The following is a 16,266-nucleotide window of genomic DNA, read 5'->3' as shown; positions in this document are numbered from 1 at the left end:
TCAATTCATGCGCGTTTCGGTCTTGGACGTTATCAACTGCCCGGTTCTAGCGTTGGTCGTGCAGCCGCCGAGTGCGTGCTTTTCGAGCGATAGATGTTCTGCGAGAGGATGTTCCATGCCCAAACAAGAATCCGGAGAGTTCGTGCGGGCGATGATGCGCTGGCACTTCAGCGAGCAGACCGGTTCGCCGTTCTGGTTGGCCCGCGCCAAGACCCTGGACTTCGATCCGCTGGTCGACGTCCGCGGTTTCGACGATCTCGCCCTGTTTCCCAATGTCGTCGACGAGTTGCGCGATATCGAGGTTCGCGACCTGATTCCGCGCGGCTGCGACGACCGCGCGGTGCGGGTATTCGAAAGCGGCGGCACCACCGGGCAACCGAAGCGGGTGGTGTTCACCGCGGACTGGGAACGCAGCGCCGCGGACTGGCTCAGCGAACGCTTCGACGCGCTCGGCATCTCCCGGGATGCCGACTGGCTCAGCGCGATTCCGAGCGGACCGCACGGCGTCGGCGCGACGATCGCCGGCCTGTGCCGTGCCCGGGGCAGCCTGAACTTCACCATCGATCTGGACCCGCGCTGGGTGAAGCGACTGATCGCCGGCGGACACCACGACCAGGCCGACGCCTACACCGACCATCTGATCGAGCAGATCGGTCACGTCTTGCGCAGCCAGGAGGTCGGCGTGTTCGTCTGCACCCCGCCGCTGCTGGAGCGGCTGGCGCGGCACGACGACCTGGTCGATCTGGTCGATCGCAAGGTCCGCACGATCATCTGGGGCGGCGCGCATCTGGACGCCGATACCAGGAACCTGCTGCGCCACGAGGTCTTCCCGCACGCCGATCTGGTCGGAATGTACGGCAGCACAATGATACTCGGCGCGGCGATCGAACGTCCCGGCCTGCGGGACGAGGAGCCGTGTGTGTTCGACACGTTCGCCCCGTACACCACCTTCCGGATCGTCGACCCGGACACCGGGCAGGTTGTTCCGTACGGCGAACGCGGTCAGGTCGTGATGCATCATCTGAGCAAGTCGGCGCTGCTGGTCAACAATGCCGAACGCGACCATGGCGTGCGAATGGCCGCGCCCACAGGGGGTTTCGGGGATTCCGTGGCCGATGTCGCGCCGGTTGCCGCATTCGGCGGTGCGGCCGTGATCGAGGGGGTGTACTGATGCTCGAGCTCGACGCGCTCGGCCCCACCGGTCCGTACCGGTCACGCAAGCAGGAGACGATCCCGGATCGCTCCGGAAACCCCGTCGCGACACTGAGTCTCGTGCCCCCGCTCTACGCCGCCCGGGCGATGCAGGCCATGCATCGGTCGTCCCCTGTTCCCGTCGATGAACGGATCGCGGCGATCGCTCGCGCGGGGCACGCGTTCGCGAACGAGCGGGTCGCCGGCCAGACCGCCGACGAATACCAGCGCACGGTCAGCGCGGTCGCCGGCATGCCGATCACCGTGGTACGCCAGGCAACCCGGGACATCGAGCGGGCCGCGGCGCACGCGTATCGCCACGTGCAGAACGCGCGCCCGGTCGGCGCGGTCGTCAAGTGGCAGGACCCGTCCACCCGTGCGGGACGGGCGGTGTGGACCCGGCGCGGCGAGGTCTTCGCCGTGCACGCCGCAGGCAATCACCCTGCGGTGCACCAGGGTTGGCTGGAACCCCTCGCCGTCGGGTTTCGCGTCGCAGTGCGTCCCTCCCGCCGTGAGCCCTTCACCCCGCACCGATTGATCAGCGCTCTGCGCGCGGCCGGGTTCGGCGACGACCAGGTCGTGCTGTTGCCCACCGAGCACGCTGCGGCCGACGAGATCCTGCGCATGGCCGACCTGGGCATGGTCTACGGAGGCGACGACGTGGTCGCCAAATACGCAGGCAGCCCAGGCATTCTGCCCCAAGGGCCGGGACGTTCCAAGATCCTGCTGACCGCAGGCACCGACTGGACCGCCGCTCTCGATACCATCGTCGAATCCGTCAGCGGCGGTGGCGGTGTCGGCTGCGTAAACGCCACCGCAGTGTTAGTCGAGGGCGATCCCGCCCCGGTAGCCGCCGCAGTCGCCGACCGGCTCGCCGCCCTCCCCAGCTTGCCCGCGCACGACGAACAAGCGATCCTCCCCGTCCACACGCTCCAGGAAGCCCGCCGATGGGAAGATCACCTACTGAAGCGAGCCGCGGGAACCACGCCATGGCTGGGCGGAACCGGAATAGTCGATGACCTCCGCGACGGCAGCGCCGTCCTCCGCCCCGCCGTACACCAGGTGAACAGCCCGTTCGCCGAGCAGGTCGGCGCCGAACTCCCCTTCCCCTGCGTGTGGATCGCCCCGTGGGCCCGCACCGACGGTGTCGCGCCGCTACGTAACACGCTGGTCCTCACCGCGTTCACCACCTCCGGGTCGCTGATCGACGACCTGATCAACGAACCGACCATCGGCAACGTCTACCTCGGCCACCACCCGACCAACTGGCTGGAGCCCGGTCTGCCGCACGACAGTTACCTCGGCGAGTTCCTCATGCGGACGAAAACGGTCCTGCGCTGACGGCGCTCGCGATCTACCCGCGTTGGCCGACCAAATCCGCTGGGGCCGAATCTGTTCCGCTGACCGCGGAGTGTTTCGGTGTCGCGGGTGCCCAACCGCGCAATGGTCGCACCACCGATCCGTAGAAGATGTCGGTCGCCGACTTCACACTGGTGACGAAGCTGGCCGCGGTTCCGGATCGGCGGTTGCCCATCGGGAAGTTCTGCTCCAGCGCGAAAGACACGATCGGTGCCGTGCGGCCCACGGTCAGCACCTTCGGGTTGGCCCGCCCGGTACGGAGCAGTTCGCAGGCTTCGGTGCCACGTTCGGCGAACACCACTTCCACTTGAACATCGTCCGGCGCGTTGTCGAGTTGCTTGATCAGCCAGGACAATCGACGGCCCGGGGTGCCCTCGGTCGGCGCGTCGAGGGTGGTGCGGCAGCGGATCCGATTGGTTCGCACATCCGCGACGATCACCAGATCGCCTGCGGCGTCCGGTATTCGGAGCACGGCCTCGAATGTTCCGTCGGCGGCGAACCGTTCGGCGACCGCGGCGTTGCGGGCGGCCGGATCGGCGCGGTGCCGGCGCGACAGCACATAGTTGACGGTCATGCCGAGCCGGGCGGTCATCCGCAGTGCGAGATGCCGGGACAGCGACACCCACGTGTCGGCGACGATCAGCGCCTTCTGATCGCTCGCGCGCAAGGTCCCGGCCGTCACCGCGTCCCGGACCGCGACCCAATGCCTGCCCATGTCGACGAATTCCGAGGCGCCCGAGCGCGGGCAGTCGAGGTAGCGCAGGAACTCGCTCAAGATCCAGGCCTGCAAGTCCTCTTCGATACCGCCGTGCGAGAGCAGCATTCGCGCCTCGTGCGCCACCTCGGCCCAAGACAGATGGCGTAAGGCCACCTTGGCCAGCTTGCGGCGGTCGACCTCGACCGGAAGTTCGCCGGGACCGGCAGGAATGTCGTTCGACAGGCTGACCACCACGTCGTAGTTCTTCCGGCGCGCCACGTCGAGGTAGTTCTCCAGCTGTTCTCGCCGCAGCTTGCCGTTGCCGGTCTTGACCTCGAGCAGCCCGGTCCACACTCGACTGCCGCGCGACACCTTCAGCACCGCGTCCGGGACCACCTTCGAATCGCCCCGCTCGAACTGCACCTCGATGTACCCCTCGAACACCCCCACCGGTGCACCCATCCGCGCACACACCGCCCGCGCGAACGGGCGCACCGCCTGCATCGTCGCGATCAGGGCCGATGTCGCACGCCGCTCCTGCTCCTCGCCGGCACCGACCCCGATCACCGAGAACAACGGAGCCCGCTGCCAGGTATCGAACTCGGCAAGCCGGAACTCCATCGGCTTCGCCTTCTTCGATGCCCGCTTGGCGGTGCGCACTCCGCGGTTCCGCACCGGAGGTCCGGCAGGTTGTTCGGGCGGCCGCGGTGCGGCGATCGCCGGTTCCGCACGCACACCCGGCGCCTCGACCTGCTCGACGTCCTCGTCCACCTCGACGCCGAAGTGCGTCGCCAGCCCGGCCAGACCCGACGCCCACCCCTGCCCCACCGCGCGGACCTTCCACGCGCTGCCCCGCCGGTACACCTCGCCGAAGACGAACGCCGACTCCGTGGTCGCATCGGCGGTGGTGTACTCCGCCAGCGAATGTCCCGCAGCGTCAACCACTCTCAATGTCAACTTGCCGAGGTCGCCGAACGTGCCCGCACCCACGCTGCCGACAAGCGCCACGGTATGCACCGCCGCGGAGACTGCCGACAAATCGACCGCGATCCGCGCCTGCGCCCCCTCCTCGGTCGCACTCGTTCCCAGAAACCGCACCGCCCCATCCACCGACTCCGGCTGATTGTAAAAGACGAAATCGCTGTCACAACCAACCTTCCCGTCCGCCCCCAACAGCAGCGCCGACCCATCGACCTCGATCTCCGACTCGGTCCACCCGATCACCACATCGATCCGCACCACATCCTCCGGCAGCGACAGATTCTGCCCCTTGCTCAGCATCGGAGACGCCACACCGATCACCCTTCTCGCGATTCGACCCGCCCGATGAGTCTCCCAACCAGCACATTCGCTGTCTGTCCCCCGAACACTCGACACCCCACCTCTGCGCCGAATCGGCGGATCGGCAACCGAATCCGCGAACGCCACCGATTCACGCACCGTCCCCGAGAACCGGCGACGCATACGACCGCGCATACGTGTAGTGCGGTGACACGGTGATCACGTCACACACCCGCACCACCCGCTCCGGCACCGTGCCGCCGAAATGCTCGGCGTTCGGCACGACAACCGCTTCGGCCCCCACGGCGCGAATAACGTTCAGCAGGCGCTCGACCGGCTCGTCGGTCTCCGCGCCGAACACCACCGTCTTCGCCAACTCATACCCCAACCGCTTTGCCAGGCTACGTATTTGAGTCTCATGCCAAGGCTGCGAGCAGCCGGACACATCGCGCCGCAGATACCCGATCGCCGTAGGTCGACTCACCGATTCACCCCATCCGACTCGTTGTTGGCCGGCGGCTCGGAACCGGGTTGACCGGCACCGGTCCCAAGCGCCGCCTACAACGCTATGAAGATCGATGATTGCCCGACCAACACATTGCACAATCGTGCACGAGACCTATTTCGCCAGTACAGAACTGGTATCAGTGGGCGACAATGGATCTATCGAAAGCATGATCCTGCACGAGGCGAAGGAGAACGCATCATGCGGTTACGGTTCCTCGGTAAAGGTGGTAGCACGAACAACGGTTGTCCGTCGCTGTTCGCCACCGACCAAGACAGCTATGTGGTGATGGGCTGGAAGACCCAACGCCCTGAGACAGTCGAAATCCCGCACCTACTCACCGGATTCGCCGAGCCGAGTACCTTCATCGGAGCCGCGCTCGGCGATACCGGACGCGGTACCTTCACTCTCACCGGCCGCCTGATCACCGATGACGAGACATTGAGTCAGCTGCAACCGGCCGACGATGAGGCCGCGGTCGAGGTACCCAAGCGAGAAAGGACGTTCTACGGTGCGGCTGATAGGCGATGACGGATTCAGGGACCTACTACGGTCCTGCAAACGCGAAGCTTTCCATCTCGAGGTGCTCGACTCCTATGCTGAACCGCATGAGCACGAACCGCTTCGCCGATTCCTCGACGGCGAGCCGGACGATTACATCTGGTTCCAACCGTGGATGGATGTCGTGCGGGAAACCACGGAACGCGGAGTAGCAATCACCCGAACGCGGATAGTGTCGGTGCCCCACACCGACTACACGAGGTTTTCTTTGACCGTCGCCGAACTCAACACTCAGGCCGGGGAGGACATCCGATACTTGCCGCGCCATCTCGCCGAAGACGTACCACCAGACGACTTCTGGCTGTTCGACGACGAACTGGTGATCTTCTCGGCGTTCGGCCCGTCCAGCGCGTGGTCCGGCGCGGTGACCGTGGACGCAACCATCGTGGGCTACTGCCAACGGATCAAAGAACGGTTCTGGCCATTGTCTGTGCCATATTCGGAGTACGCCACGGCGTGACCGACTCCGTACAGCAGCAACGTGAATCCCTCGGAGCACGGCTTCGGGAGATCCGTGTTGCCGCAAACGTCTCCGGCGCCGAGCTCGCCCGCCGCAACGCATGGCATCCGAGCAAAGTCTCGAAAATCGAATACGGGAGGATCAAGCCGTCGCGTGCAGACATCACGGCGTACTGCCGCGACTGCGACGCCGACAATCAGTTACCAGATCTTCTCGCAACTCGACACAATATCGATTCCGCGTACATGGAGTGGCGGAAGATTCTCGGCACCGGAACCAAACGACGCCAACAGGCATCAGTCAAATGGGAAGCCGAGGCCCGGATTCTGCGGTGGTACGAGCCTGTACTCATACCCGGCCTGCTCCAGACGGCCGACTACGCGACGGGCATCCTCCGGAAGGTCATCGACTTTCACCGCATCCCTGATGACCTCGACGAAGGCGTGTCCAAGCGTATGGAACGCCAACGCATTCTGTATCAGCGGGACCATCTGTTCCATTTCGTCATCGCCGAGCAGGCGCTGTACACCACCGTCGGACACGACCAAACCATGATCGGCCAGCTGGACCGGCTCATCGCCATTCAGGGAATGCCCAGAGTGACCCTGGGCATCGTGCCCTTCATGGCGCCGTTCGAGACCGCGACAACAAGCTTCGTCATGTTCGACAACAAGATGATCCTGGTCGAGGGAATCACGGCCGAACTCCGCATAACTCAGCCGAGGGAAATCGGAATCTATCACCGAACGTTCGACATTCTCGTCAACCAATCGGTGACCGGAGAGCCCGCCCGAGCGCTCATCGGCAAAGCGCTCGAACGAAGACGTCCAATCAACTAGATCTCGAAGCAGGCCGTGACCGAGGTCGAATCGCATCGGCCGATCTCCTGATTCAGCGAAGCCACCCTCGGCGGGAGTGTGCCGGGACGCGGCCAGGCGCTATTGCCCGTAGGAAAAGCGGAGGTTTGCGAAGAGGAGGTGGTTGAGGCGGCGGCGGAGGTGGCCGGTTTTGCTTTGGTCGGGGGGTTCGGCGGGGGTGAGGAGGGTGAAGTTCAGGAGGGTTTCGGCGGAATCGGTGGATGTCAGGTGGAAGTGGATCTGGTCGTCGGGTCTGGTGGGCCAGAGGGAGGACCAGACGACTCGGTGCGGGTTCTCGGCCGCCAGGACTGTGGGTTCGACTTCGTCGGAGAGGAGGATGAGCCAGGGGCGGGACTGGGGGCGGCGGGGGCGGGTCAGGGATTCCCAGACGATGTGGGGTGGGGCGGGGAGGCGGCGGCTTCTCGAGCCGAACTCGATCATTCTTGCAGCGTAGGGCGCATGCGGATCTGGCGACACCGCGCGGAGATGTCCGGTCGTCACGCGCGGCGGTTGCGGACAGGTGCGTGCGGCCGGGGTAGAGCCCCTGCACCGAGGGGCTCTACCGTTCACTGCTCGGGGCTGAGGATCTCTCCGGTGTCGGCCGCGCGAACGAGGATCGCCTCGATCGGGCAGGATTCGGCGGCGTCGATGAGCAGGTCGTCGGGCTGGACGACCTCGGCGATCGGACTGGACCGGCCGTCGACGAGGGTGAAGTGTTCGGGGGCCAGGCCGGTGCACATGCCGGAGCCGAGGCAGGCGCCACGGTCCACTTCGATCCGCCACTTCTGTTCTGCCATAACAGTTTCCCCTTACCAGCTGACGGGAAGCGCCTTCGGCCCACGGACCAGCAGGCCGGTCTTCCACGGTACTTCCTCGAACGGGACCGCGAGGTGCAGCGTCGGGAAGCGTTGCAGCAGTGAGCCTAACGCGACCTGCAGCTCCAGTCTGGCGAGTTGGGCGCCAAGGCAGTGATGGATGCCGTGACCGAACGCCATGTGCGGGTTGTTGTTTCGGGTGAGATCGAGCTCATCGGAGTTCTCGAACACGCTCTCGTCGCGGTTGGCGGCCTGCGTGTTGACGATCACCGACTCCCCCGCTCGCACGGTCACACCGCTCAGCACGACGTCCTCGGTGGCGACCCGGGCGAAGGACCCGCCGGAGCCGAGCTGAACGTAGCGCAGCAGCTCCTCGACGGCGCCGGGCACCAGCTCCGGCCGGCTGCGCAGCAATTCCCAGTGCCGCCGCTCGCTGAGCAGGACGTAGGTGAAGTTGGCGATCTGGTTGGCGGTGGTCTCGTGGCCCGCGATCAGCAGGCCGATACCCATGTTGACCAGCTCGTCCTCGGTGAGCCGGTCGTCGTTGTCGCGGGCGGCGACCAGCGCGGCGAGCAGGTCGTCGGCGGGTTCGGCCCGGCGCTGCGCCACCAGCTCGGCGAGGTACTCCTCGAGCGAGACGCGCGCCGCGTCGATCTGCGCGGGGGTGTGCGCGGTGGTGGACAGCACGGTGTCGGAGAAGTCGCGGAAGCGATGCTGGTCCTCGGTGGGCACGCCGAGCATCTCGCAGATCACGGTGACCGGCAGCGGCAGGGCGAGACTCTGCACCAAATCGGCTACCGGGCCTGCTGATTCGATCTCGGTGAGCCGCTCGTCCACGATCTGCTGGGCCCGCGGGCGCAGCTGCTCGACCCGCCGGCTGGTGAACGCCTTGGCGACCAGCTTGCGCAGCCTGCTGTGTTCGGGCGCGTCCATGCTGAGCAACGAATTCTGCCGAGACGGGCCCGGCGTGGTGCGCGGAATGTCCTCGCGGTCAACGGTTACCGCGCGGCTGAACCGCGGGTCGGCGAGCACCAGCTTGGCGTCCGCGTAGCGGGTGACCAGCCAGCCCTCGCCGCCGTAGGGCAGCTGGACGCGCGAGGTCGGTTCCTCGCGGCGCAGCTTGGCGAACAGCGGATCCATGTCCAGGCGGATGGGTTCACCGAAAGGGTATTGGCGCACCTCAGTTTTCACGGTCATGCGGGTCTCCCTTGGCCGACGCCGATCGGCGCGGTAGTGATGTAAGCAATTGCTTACAACACTTCATGTTAGGGAGGTCACAATCCCGCGTCAACGGTCGGATCCCGTTACGGCGGCGGGAAATTCACGTCCGTCCGGGGCAGCAGCGCCTGCGCCGCCTTCAGCACATGGCGGGCAACCGTGGCCGAATCCGCACTGGCCAGCGGCTCTCTGCGGTGCACGGTGCGCAGCAGGCCGATGCCGAGCAACCAGGCCAGCAGCAGATCCGCACACAGCTCGCTATCGGGATCGTCGCCGAGCGAGGACATCGCCCGGACGTACTCGTCCCCCAGTTCGCGGCGAATCGCCGAGGCCCCCTCGTCGTGTCCGCTGGACCGCAGCGCGGCCTGCAACCAATGCTCCTGCGCCACCGACCCGCTCGGCTCGAGTATTCCGACGAGCAGCCTGCTCAGCAGCCCTTCGACCGGCCCGTCCTCCAGTCTGCGCCGCCCCTGGTCCGCGATCGCCGCCCGGAACAGTTCGTCCTTGTTGCCGAAATACCGGAACAGCAACGCCTGATTCACCCCGGCCCGCGTCGCGATGTCGCGCACCGTCGCCCGCTCGTAGCCGCGCTCGGCGAACAGCTCCTGGGCCGCGGTCAGAATCGCGGCGCTGGTAGCGGCCGAATCCCGTTTGCGGCTGACCGTTTCGTTCTCGCTGGACATGCATCCTCCGGTTGCCGAATCTCCGGGTGAGCAGCGTAAAGCAGGCAACCGATCCTTCGCTGACATCGGCCGCGGCGGACGAGCGGATGAGCCGCGGCTGACGCTAAGGATTGTCTACTTCGCCCGTTCTGGCGAGGTCAGCGGTTACGCGCCGAGCGCACCGGCCAGCAGCGGCCAGGAATCGTGCAGATCCGTCTCGAACTGGCCCCAGGTATGCGCGCCCTCGGGCCGGTTGACGTGTACCGCGGGCAACCCGAGCTGATCGAGCCGGTCGGCGAAGGCGGCCGTGCACGCGCTCGCGATGGCCTCGATCGGCGGAAAGGCCAGCCCGCCTTCGTCGATCGCGCCGGGCGTGCCGGTCGCGGCGGACAGGTAGATCGTTTTCCCGGCCAGCGCGGCGGCATTGGCGAACGCGTCGTGGGCGCGCCAGATCGCATCGCCCGGCGCACCCCACATGTTCGCGGTGTTGCCGCCGCCGCGCACGACCTGGGCACTGACCATCGCGACGCCGAGAGCGTCTGCGGTCCAGGGACATCCGCTGTAGGCGGCGACGGCGCGGTAGACGTCGGGCGCTTGGATCGCGAGGTCGACCGCGGAACCCGCGCTCATCGACACCCCGGCGATGGCGTTGCGTCCGGTGCTGCCGAGTCGCGCGTCGAGTACGCCGGGAAGTTCGCGGGTGAGATAGGTCAGCCAGCGGTTGCGGCCGACCATCGGGTCGTCGGCGAGCCAGTCGGTGTAGAGGCTGTACGCGCCGCCCACCGGCATCACCACGTTGACGTGCTTGTCCGCGAAGAACTCCCGGACGTCGGTGTCGTCCCACCAGGAGATGCCGTCGGTCCCGCCGCCGATCCCGGTGAGCAGATACAGCGTGGGCGCCGGACCGCCCGCGGCCCGGATCACCCGGTTGGTCACCACCCGATCCATCGCCGGCGAGTAGACGTCCAGCTGCACGATCGACCCGCCCAGCGAAGACTCTTCGACCAACCGCGCCCCGGACGGAGCTGCCGCGGCCGAGCCGACGGACAGGACCGAAACCATCAGCACACCGACCAGTGAAACCAAAAACCTCGAAGCCGCCACTATTCCGTTGTACCGCCGCAGGATCGGCGCAAAACCCGAAGGGGAAGACCAAGATTCAGGTCTTGACAAGGTGCCGGGCCCACGCGCGCCCCTCCCCGCACCCCTCGAGCCGGCGCACCGTGACCCCCACCGAGCCCCGGCTATGCCGAATTGGATCGTGCCCAATTTCTGCCGGAGAATTTTCATCGGAATTCGCCGACACACGCCACCGTCGTTGAAGGTTGCACCGAAGCCGAACTAAACCCCAATTTCGGTGAACAAATCACACACAATGCCGCGTCGCCGCGCCGGTTTCGTGACGCGCCGAAGGATCGACCCAGGTTGCCGGCCACGCCGCCCACCCGCAATCCGCCGGAAAAAGGTAGGCTGACGCGGCGCCAGTGCGGTCGGCAGTAGGTCGGCCGCGCAGTGAGCGGAGAATGCTTTTGCACACATTCCGCTCGCCCGCGTTAACCACGCGGCCGGCGCACATGGAATGCTGTCCACTGAGTCCGTGAATGTGCAACATTTCTGTGGACTGAAACATCACTGAGTACAAGGAGAAAATATGACACAGGGCGTCGTCAAGTGGTTCAACGCGGAGAAGGGGTTCGGCTTCATCGCGCAGGACGGCGGCGGTCCCGACGTCTTCGTCCACTACTCGGCTCTCAGCGGTTCCGGGTTCAAGTCCCTCGATGAGGGACAGCGAGTGGAGTTCGAGGTCGGCCAGGGCCAGAAGGGCCCGCAGGCCACGGACGTCCGCACCATCTGATCAGGCCGGATGCATGCTCCTCTCACCGTCCGGTGGGAGGGGCGCATCTGCGTGATTCCGCACACGCCGGCTCGCCACCGCGCCGACGAGCGCCGTTCCGGTCAGATAGCCAGCGGCAGCAGCAGCTCTGCGGACTCGAGGTCCAGTAGGGCGCGTTTGGCCGGCAGGCCGCCCGCGTATCCGGTGAGCGCGCCGTCCGCGCCGACGACGCGGTGGCACGGGAGCAGGATCAGCAGCGGGTTGCGGGCCAGTGCGCCGCCGACCTTGCGGGCGTCCGCGCTTCCACGGCCGAGGGCACGGGTGAGCGCGCCGTAGGTCGTCGTGCAGCCGTAACCGGCTGTGGCTTCGAGAGTTTCCAGGACCTGGCGGTCGAAGCCGCTCAGCGCGGAGCGATCCATCGGCACGGTGAATTCCTGCCGGCCGCCCGCCAGGTACCCGTCGACCTGGGCTATCGCGGTGACGAGATATTCGAGGGCACAAGAGTTCTCGGCGCTCGGTGCGGTGGGCGCGTCCGCGGTGAACGCGACTCGGGTGACGCCCAGCGCGCTTGCTTCGACGCGGAGGTTGCCGAGGGTCGAGGCGTGAACTGCTCGGGCACTCGAGATCTGCATGGTGTACTCCTGTTCGGCGTTCTTGTCATTCGGTAGACGCCGGCCGAGGCGGAAACGTGAGATCACTCGGAATCACTGTGCCGCGCGGCTTTCCATGCCGCGTACCGCTGCGGCAGGCAGACCGCACACGGCCGGTAGCCCGCGCTGATCGCGGTGGGCTCATCGGCGAAGAAGACACGGTGCACGCGGTACGCGCCACGGGCCAGCGCGCGCAACGCGGACGGACAGTCCAGCCGACCGTAGATTCTGCCGCGCCGATGACCCCCGTACGTTCCCGGTGCCGGGCTGAGGTACGAGCGGCCATCGGCGTCGAGCAACGTGAACATGTGATCATTCGGCGTCATGTAGCACGAGACCGAGGGTGTGCCGGACACCGCCCCGAATTCGGCTGACGCCGTGCCGAACCGGCGCGCGGGACCAGCCGCGGCTCGACGGAGTCGGCCGGTCCCGGGTGGTGAAGATCAGGCCGTGCCCCTGTTCCAGCACGGTGACGGTGGCCTTCGACTGTGCGCGTGGGCGTTGCTCGACGAGCGTGAACTCCCCGCCGGTGTGGTCTGTCCCCGGACGGTCCAGCCCGATCACCACCTGCAACGGGAACACCCGGTCGCCGTACAGGTCGCGATGCAAGGCGTTCCAGTCACCTTCGGTGTAGCGCAACAGAATCGGCGTGGGCCGGGACTGGCCGGCGGCATGACAGGCGTCGAGCCAGGCGCCGAAGTCGTCCGGCCACGGCGCCGGATCGCCGAGCCGCTCGGCCCAGGAGCGGGCCACCGGCAACAACTTCCGGTAGAACGCCGCACGCATCGCCATGATCGGCTCGGGCACCGGGTCGGCGAAGTAGCGATAGGTGCCCTGCCCGAATCGATAGCGCGCCATGTCGATGGTGGAGCGGAATCTCGCGACGTCGTCCCACATCTCGACGAACTCGGCACACTCGTCGGGCGTCAGCAGCGGGCCGGTTTGCGCGCACCCGTAGGCGTCGATCTCCTCGATCAGGCCGGGCCAGGACTGCGCGGCCACTCGATCGGCCAGCGGGGCCGAGGTTTCGGTGTTCTGCATTCCGCCTCCAAGGTCAGCGGGTTGTCGGTGCCGCGCTCACGCGGCTTCCAGTGTCAGCAGGGCGGTTTTGGCCTCGATCCCGCCCACGTACTGCCCGATCGATCCATCGCTGCGGACCACCCGATGGCACGGAATCACCACGGGCAGTGGGTTGTGCGCGCAGGCGGAGCCGACAGCGCGCACCGCCCGCGGGTTGCCGACGGCGGCGGCGACGGCGGCATAGCTTTCGCGCTGCCCGTAGCCGATGTCGATCAGATGCTCGATCACCTGGCGGCGGAAGCCACCGGTCAGTCGCAGATCCAGGGGCAGGTCGAAATGCGTTCGGGCACCGGCGAAGTACTCGTCGATCTCGCGGGCCCCGGCGTCCAGGCGTGCGGGTGCGGCGAGCACGCGCGGACTGACCCGTTCGGCGAGCGTGGTCAGGACGGCGTCGTGGTCTTCGCTGGGGTAGGCGACGCGGACCAGCCCGGCCGGGGTGGCGGCGAGCAGCAACGTGCCGACGGGGGTGTCCATGGTGCGGTAGGCGACGTCGAGCAGGCCCGCGGACTGTGCGTCGACCACCAAACGGCGGTGCAGTTCGGTCAGTAGAGCGTCGTCCGGGGTCAGGCCGTCGAACAGGCCGTTCGGGTCGCCACGATCGATGGTGGCCATCATGAGTCATCCTTCGGGTAGAGCTTGCGCAGGGTTTTCAGGCCGTCGGCGGCGGCGCGGCGGGCGGCATCGGTGGAATTGCCCAGCAGCTCCGCGATCTCGGCGTGTGGCAGGCCTGCCAGGTAGTGGTAGGCGACCGCCTGACGCTGCTTGGGCGGCAACGTTCTCAAGGCGGCCCAGAGGTGCGGGTCGTAGTCGGCGGGGTCGGGCGCCGCGGACGGGCGCTCGGGCAGGGTCTCGGCCGGGATCGGCGCGCGGGTGAGCGCGCGGCCGACATCGATCGCGCGGCGGTGCGCGATGGTGACCAACCAGGCCTCGATGTTCGCGTCGGGGTCGAGGTCGGGATAGGCGCGCAAAGCGGACAGGAACGTCTCCGACCACGCGTCGGCCGCGTCCGTCGGACCGAGCACGGCCCGGCAGACGCGCAACACCATCGGGCCGTATTCGGCCACCACTTCCTCGAACGGAGGCAATCTCACACTGGGTAGACGTGCGGGGCCGGGAAAACGTGAGATGCGCTGGTCATCGGTCGCCGTCCACCCGGCGGGACAGGCCGCTGGCGCGCAGCACGCGCCGGGCGATGCCGGCCCGGATGGACTCGTCGGTGCCGATCACCCGGACGTGGCGGCGGGCGCGGGTGATCGCCGTGTAGAGCAGTTCCCTGGTCAGCAGGGTCGATTCCGGTTCCGGCAGGACCACCGAGACGGTGTCGTACTGGCTGCCCTGGCTGCGGTGGATGGTCATGGCGAACACCGTGACCACGGCCGGGAACTGGGTCGGGTGCACCAGGTACGGCTCGCTGCCGCGTTGCAGTGCGGCGCGTAACGAACCGTCGGGCATGCGCACGACGACGCCGGTGTCGCCGTTGTAGATGCGGGCCTCGTGGTCGTTGGCGGTGACCAGCAGCGGCTGACCCGGATACCAAGGGGCGGAGTGGGATTCGGGACCCGCTCCCCCGGCCGCGGCCCATTCCGCGGCCATCCGGTCCCAGCGTTCGACGCCGAACGGACCCTGGCGGTGCGCGCACAGCAGACGGTGCGATTCGAGGGCGGCGAGCGCGCCCGCGGCATCGCCGTCGAGGGCGGCGGTGGTCACCTCGCGGGCGGCCCGCACGACATCGGCACGGACACCGGCCATTTCGTCCGGGGCGCTGAGCGACAGTTCGTCGCCGCCCGCGCGGAGCAGATCCAGGGCGGTGTCGGCGTCGCCGGCCCGGACGGCGACCGCGAGGTCGGCGATCCGGCCGCCGAAGCGGCGACCACGGGTCAGGCGAACGATGCCGCCGCGCAGGCGAGTTCGTTCCAGGGCGGTGAGGGCGGACGAGTTCTGTTCCGGCGCGGCCGATTCCGGGGAGTCGGCGCCGAGGATCTCGTCGAGCAACGGATTCGGGGTGCCCGCAACGGGTCCCGCGACGAGGTCGGCGAGCACCGCGCCCGCGTCGACCGACGCGAGCTGGTCCGGGTCGCCGACGAGGACCAGGCGGGTGTCCGGGCGCAGCGCGGCGAACAGCCTGCTCATCATGGTCAGCGAGACCATGGAGGTTTCGTCGACCACGATCACGTCGTACGGGAGCCGGTTGAATTCGTGGTACTTGAACCGGGTGGTGCGGCCGCGCTGCCAGCCGAGCAGGCGGTGCAGGGTGGCGGCGGTGAGGTCGGGCAGGTCGAGTTCTTCGGCTTGTTCCCGGACGGCCTCTTGCAGACGCGCGGCGGCCTTGCCGGTCGGCGCGGCCAGTGCGATGCGCAGTGCGGGCAGTTTGGGATTGGCTTTGCGGTGCGCGTCGAGCAGGCCGATGATGCGCGCGATGGTGTGGGTCTTGCCGGTGCCGGGGCCGCCCGCGACGACCGTGGTCCAGTGGGTCGCGGCGAGTGCGGCGGCGAGGCGCTGGCGGTCGGGGACGCCGCCGACCGGCGCGTCGAACAGCCGATCCAGTTCGCGGCGAACGATATTCGGGTCGACCACCGGGTGATGTCCGGATCGCTCGGTGAGGACGCGGCGGACCGTCTGCTCCTGCTGGTAGTACCGGTCCAGGTAGAGCAGCGGACCGGAATCGTCGCGGCTGCGCGATTCCACCAGTCGCAACGGTTGCAACGGACCGGCGGGTCCACCGGTCACCAGCGGGCTGACCCGCAGCGCGGCCACCACCGCGTCGATGTCGGGCCACGGCAGCGTCGCCGGATCGATGCGCTCACCGGTGTCCCAGGTCTCGTCCGCGTCGATGCCGATCTCCCGCATCCGATGCAGCTCCAGGCACACCGACCCGGAACGCACCGCCCGCACCGCGAGCGCCGCCGCGAACAACACCGCCTCGGTGTCCTCCCGCCCCAACCGCCCCAGCCGAACCGCGACATGCACGTCCGCGGCGGACAACACCCCCGCCTCGTTGAACGTCCGCAACAGTCCAGTCCCCCGCTGCGCCAACTGAATCGAGGTCATAAGACCACCCCGCCGCTGCGCGGGCCGTCGGGAGGGGTGCGGGGGTGG

The 16,266-nt window shown here is 67.5% G+C and carries 19 protein-coding genes; 6 read left to right on the top strand and 13 right to left on the bottom strand.

Going from position 1 to position 16,266, the window contains the following annotated elements; all coding sequences use genetic code 11:
- The first annotated feature begins 115 nt into the window (after positions 1 to 115).
- Both ACFYO1_RS09940 and ACFYO1_RS09935 read left to right on the top strand, forming a co-directional pair.
- Entirely contained in the window at positions 116 to 1,171 is a 1,056-nt protein-coding gene (locus ACFYO1_RS09940; RefSeq protein ID WP_387228925.1) for an AMP-binding protein, read from the top strand.
- Complete coding sequence (locus tag ACFYO1_RS09935; RefSeq protein WP_387228923.1) at positions 1,171 to 2,532, top strand: aldehyde dehydrogenase family protein; 1,362 nt, start codon at positions 1,171 to 1,173, stop codon at positions 2,530 to 2,532. The genes ACFYO1_RS09940 and ACFYO1_RS09935 overlap by 1 nt, the downstream gene beginning before the upstream one ends.
- Positions 2,533 to 2,545: 13 nt before the next feature.
- On the opposite strand, the gene ACFYO1_RS09930 is transcribed toward ACFYO1_RS09935, so the two are convergent.
- A complete protein-coding gene (locus ACFYO1_RS09930) occupies positions 2,546 to 4,540 on the bottom strand; it encodes a TerD family protein (protein WP_387228921.1) in 1,995 nt (664 codons plus the stop codon).
- 139 nt (positions 4,541 to 4,679) lie between these two features.
- Complete coding sequence (locus tag ACFYO1_RS09925; protein WP_387228919.1) at positions 4,680 to 4,916, bottom strand: hypothetical protein; 237 nt, start codon at positions 4,914 to 4,916, stop codon at positions 4,680 to 4,682.
- Between the two features lie 318 nt (positions 4,917 to 5,234).
- On the opposite strand from ACFYO1_RS09925, the gene ACFYO1_RS09920 reads away from it, so the two are divergent.
- From ACFYO1_RS09920 to ACFYO1_RS09910, 3 genes are read left to right on the top strand one after another with little or no spacing between them, the layout of a single operon-like run.
- The gene (locus ACFYO1_RS09920; RefSeq protein WP_387228917.1) at positions 5,235 to 5,564 is read left to right on the top strand and encodes a hypothetical protein; all 330 of its coding nucleotides are present in this window, start codon (positions 5,235 to 5,237) and stop codon (positions 5,562 to 5,564) included.
- Complete coding sequence (locus tag ACFYO1_RS09915) at positions 5,500 to 6,054, top strand: DUF6879 family protein (protein ID WP_387228915.1); 555 nt, start codon at positions 5,500 to 5,502, stop codon at positions 6,052 to 6,054. Before ACFYO1_RS09920 ends, ACFYO1_RS09915 begins: the two co-directional genes overlap by 65 nt.
- Positions 6,051 to 6,893, top strand: coding sequence for a helix-turn-helix domain-containing protein (locus ACFYO1_RS09910; RefSeq protein ID WP_387228913.1), 843 nt, complete (start codon positions 6,051 to 6,053; stop codon positions 6,891 to 6,893). Before ACFYO1_RS09915 ends, ACFYO1_RS09910 begins: the two co-directional genes overlap by 4 nt.
- 99 nt (positions 6,894 to 6,992) lie before the next feature.
- Here ACFYO1_RS09910 and ACFYO1_RS09905 read toward each other — a convergent pair whose 3' ends face one another.
- The 5 genes from ACFYO1_RS09905 to ACFYO1_RS09885 all read right to left on the bottom strand — a co-directional run bounded on the left by ACFYO1_RS09905 (position 6,993) and on the right by ACFYO1_RS09885 (position 10,668).
- Entirely contained in the window at positions 6,993 to 7,352 is a 360-nt protein-coding gene (locus tag ACFYO1_RS09905) for a hypothetical protein (RefSeq protein WP_387228911.1), read from the bottom strand.
- A 125-nt stretch (positions 7,353 to 7,477) separates the two neighbouring features.
- Positions 7,478 to 7,708 carry a ferredoxin gene (locus tag ACFYO1_RS09900; RefSeq protein WP_150404470.1) on the bottom strand — a complete coding sequence of 77 codons (231 nt, stop codon included), beginning with the start codon at positions 7,706 to 7,708 and terminating at the stop codon, positions 7,478 to 7,480.
- 12 nt (positions 7,709 to 7,720) lie between these two features.
- Positions 7,721 to 8,923 carry a cytochrome P450 gene (locus tag ACFYO1_RS09895; RefSeq protein ID WP_387228908.1) on the bottom strand — a complete coding sequence of 401 codons (1,203 nt, stop codon included), beginning with the start codon at positions 8,921 to 8,923 and terminating at the stop codon, positions 7,721 to 7,723.
- A 107-nt stretch (positions 8,924 to 9,030) separates the two neighbouring features.
- Positions 9,031 to 9,627 carry a TetR family transcriptional regulator gene (locus ACFYO1_RS09890; RefSeq protein ID WP_387228906.1) on the bottom strand — a complete coding sequence of 199 codons (597 nt, stop codon included), beginning with the start codon at positions 9,625 to 9,627 and terminating at the stop codon, positions 9,031 to 9,033.
- Between the two features lie 144 nt (positions 9,628 to 9,771).
- On the bottom strand, positions 9,772 to 10,668 hold the full coding sequence (locus ACFYO1_RS09885; protein WP_387231812.1) for an alpha/beta hydrolase: 897 nt from the start codon (positions 10,666 to 10,668) through the stop codon (positions 9,772 to 9,774).
- 589 nt (positions 10,669 to 11,257) lie between these two features.
- On the opposite strand from ACFYO1_RS09885, the gene ACFYO1_RS09880 reads away from it, so the two are divergent.
- Positions 11,258 to 11,461 (top strand): cold-shock protein, encoded by a 204-nt coding sequence (locus tag ACFYO1_RS09880; protein WP_387228904.1) that lies wholly within the window; start codon positions 11,258 to 11,260, stop codon positions 11,459 to 11,461.
- A gap of 101 nt (positions 11,462 to 11,562) precedes the next feature.
- Here ACFYO1_RS09880 and ACFYO1_RS09875 read toward each other — a convergent pair whose 3' ends face one another.
- The 6 genes from ACFYO1_RS09875 to recD all read right to left on the bottom strand — a co-directional run bounded on the left by ACFYO1_RS09875 (position 11,563) and on the right by recD (position 16,218).
- Entirely contained in the window at positions 11,563 to 12,072 is a 510-nt protein-coding gene (locus ACFYO1_RS09875; protein ID WP_387228902.1) for a methylated-DNA--[protein]-cysteine S-methyltransferase, read from the bottom strand.
- A 62-nt stretch (positions 12,073 to 12,134) separates the two neighbouring features.
- Positions 12,135 to 12,398 (bottom strand): Ada metal-binding domain-containing protein, encoded by a 264-nt coding sequence (locus ACFYO1_RS09870; RefSeq protein WP_387228900.1) that lies wholly within the window; start codon positions 12,396 to 12,398, stop codon positions 12,135 to 12,137.
- 4 nt (positions 12,399 to 12,402) lie between these two features.
- Positions 12,403 to 13,131, bottom strand: a complete 729-nt coding sequence (locus tag ACFYO1_RS09865; RefSeq protein ID WP_387228898.1) for a 2OG-Fe(II) oxygenase — start codon at positions 13,129 to 13,131, stop codon at positions 12,403 to 12,405.
- Between the two features lie 36 nt (positions 13,132 to 13,167).
- Complete coding sequence (locus tag ACFYO1_RS09860; RefSeq protein WP_387231810.1) at positions 13,168 to 13,782, bottom strand: methylated-DNA--[protein]-cysteine S-methyltransferase; 615 nt, start codon at positions 13,780 to 13,782, stop codon at positions 13,168 to 13,170.
- Positions 13,782 to 14,255, bottom strand: a complete 474-nt coding sequence (locus ACFYO1_RS09855) for an RNA polymerase sigma factor (protein ID WP_387231809.1) — start codon at positions 14,253 to 14,255, stop codon at positions 13,782 to 13,784. The genes ACFYO1_RS09860 and ACFYO1_RS09855 overlap by 1 nt, the downstream gene beginning before the upstream one ends.
- Positions 14,256 to 14,304: 49 nt before the next feature.
- On the bottom strand, positions 14,305 to 16,218 hold the full coding sequence (recD, locus tag ACFYO1_RS09850) for an exodeoxyribonuclease V subunit alpha (RefSeq protein ID WP_387228896.1): 1,914 nt from the start codon (positions 16,216 to 16,218) through the stop codon (positions 14,305 to 14,307).
- Positions 16,219 to 16,266 lie beyond the last annotated feature (48 nt).

This window comes from Nocardia sp. NPDC006044, from assembly GCF_042871115.1.
Classification (GTDB): Bacteria; Actinomycetota; Actinomycetes; order Mycobacteriales; family Mycobacteriaceae; genus Nocardia.
This window is presented reverse-complemented; position numbering and strand designations above follow the sequence as displayed.

Excerpts from the sequence above, each read along its gene's own strand:
- ACFYO1_RS09940 (WP_387228925.1), top strand. The coding sequence starts at position 116 with ATGCCCAAACAAGAATCCGGAGAGTTCGTGCGGGCGATGATGCGCTGG.
- ACFYO1_RS09935 (WP_387228923.1), top strand. The coding sequence starts at position 1,171 with ATGCTCGAGCTCGACGCGCTCGGCCCCACCGGTCCGTACCGGTCACGC.
- ACFYO1_RS09920 (WP_387228917.1), top strand. The coding sequence starts at position 5,235 with ATGCGGTTACGGTTCCTCGGTAAAGGTGGTAGCACGAACAACGGTTGT.
- ACFYO1_RS09915 (WP_387228915.1), top strand. The coding sequence starts at position 5,500 with ATGAGGCCGCGGTCGAGGTACCCAAGCGAGAAAGGACGTTCTACGGTG.
- ACFYO1_RS09905 (WP_387228911.1), bottom strand. The coding sequence starts at position 7,352 with ATGATCGAGTTCGGCTCGAGAAGCCGCCGCCTCCCCGCCCCACCCCAC.
- ACFYO1_RS09900 (WP_150404470.1), bottom strand. The coding sequence starts at position 7,708 with ATGGCAGAACAGAAGTGGCGGATCGAAGTGGACCGTGGCGCCTGCCTC.
- ACFYO1_RS09895 (WP_387228908.1), bottom strand. The coding sequence starts at position 8,923 with ATGACCGTGAAAACTGAGGTGCGCCAATACCCTTTCGGTGAACCCATC.
- ACFYO1_RS09890 (WP_387228906.1), bottom strand. The coding sequence starts at position 9,627 with ATGTCCAGCGAGAACGAAACGGTCAGCCGCAAACGGGATTCGGCCGCT.
- ACFYO1_RS09885 (WP_387231812.1), bottom strand. The coding sequence starts at position 10,668 with ATGGTTTCGGTCCTGTCCGTCGGCTCGGCCGCGGCAGCTCCGTCCGGG.
- ACFYO1_RS09880 (WP_387228904.1), top strand. The coding sequence starts at position 11,258 with ATGACACAGGGCGTCGTCAAGTGGTTCAACGCGGAGAAGGGGTTCGGC.
- ACFYO1_RS09875 (WP_387228902.1), bottom strand. The coding sequence starts at position 12,072 with ATGCAGATCTCGAGTGCCCGAGCAGTTCACGCCTCGACCCTCGGCAAC.
- ACFYO1_RS09870 (WP_387228900.1), bottom strand. The coding sequence starts at position 12,398 with ATGTTCACGTTGCTCGACGCCGATGGCCGCTCGTACCTCAGCCCGGCA.
- ACFYO1_RS09865 (WP_387228898.1), bottom strand. The coding sequence starts at position 13,131 with ATGCAGAACACCGAAACCTCGGCCCCGCTGGCCGATCGAGTGGCCGCG.
- ACFYO1_RS09860 (WP_387231810.1), bottom strand. The coding sequence starts at position 13,782 with ATGGCCACCATCGATCGTGGCGACCCGAACGGCCTGTTCGACGGCCTG.
- recD (WP_387228896.1), bottom strand. The coding sequence starts at position 16,218 with ATGACCTCGATTCAGTTGGCGCAGCGGGGGACTGGACTGTTGCGGACG.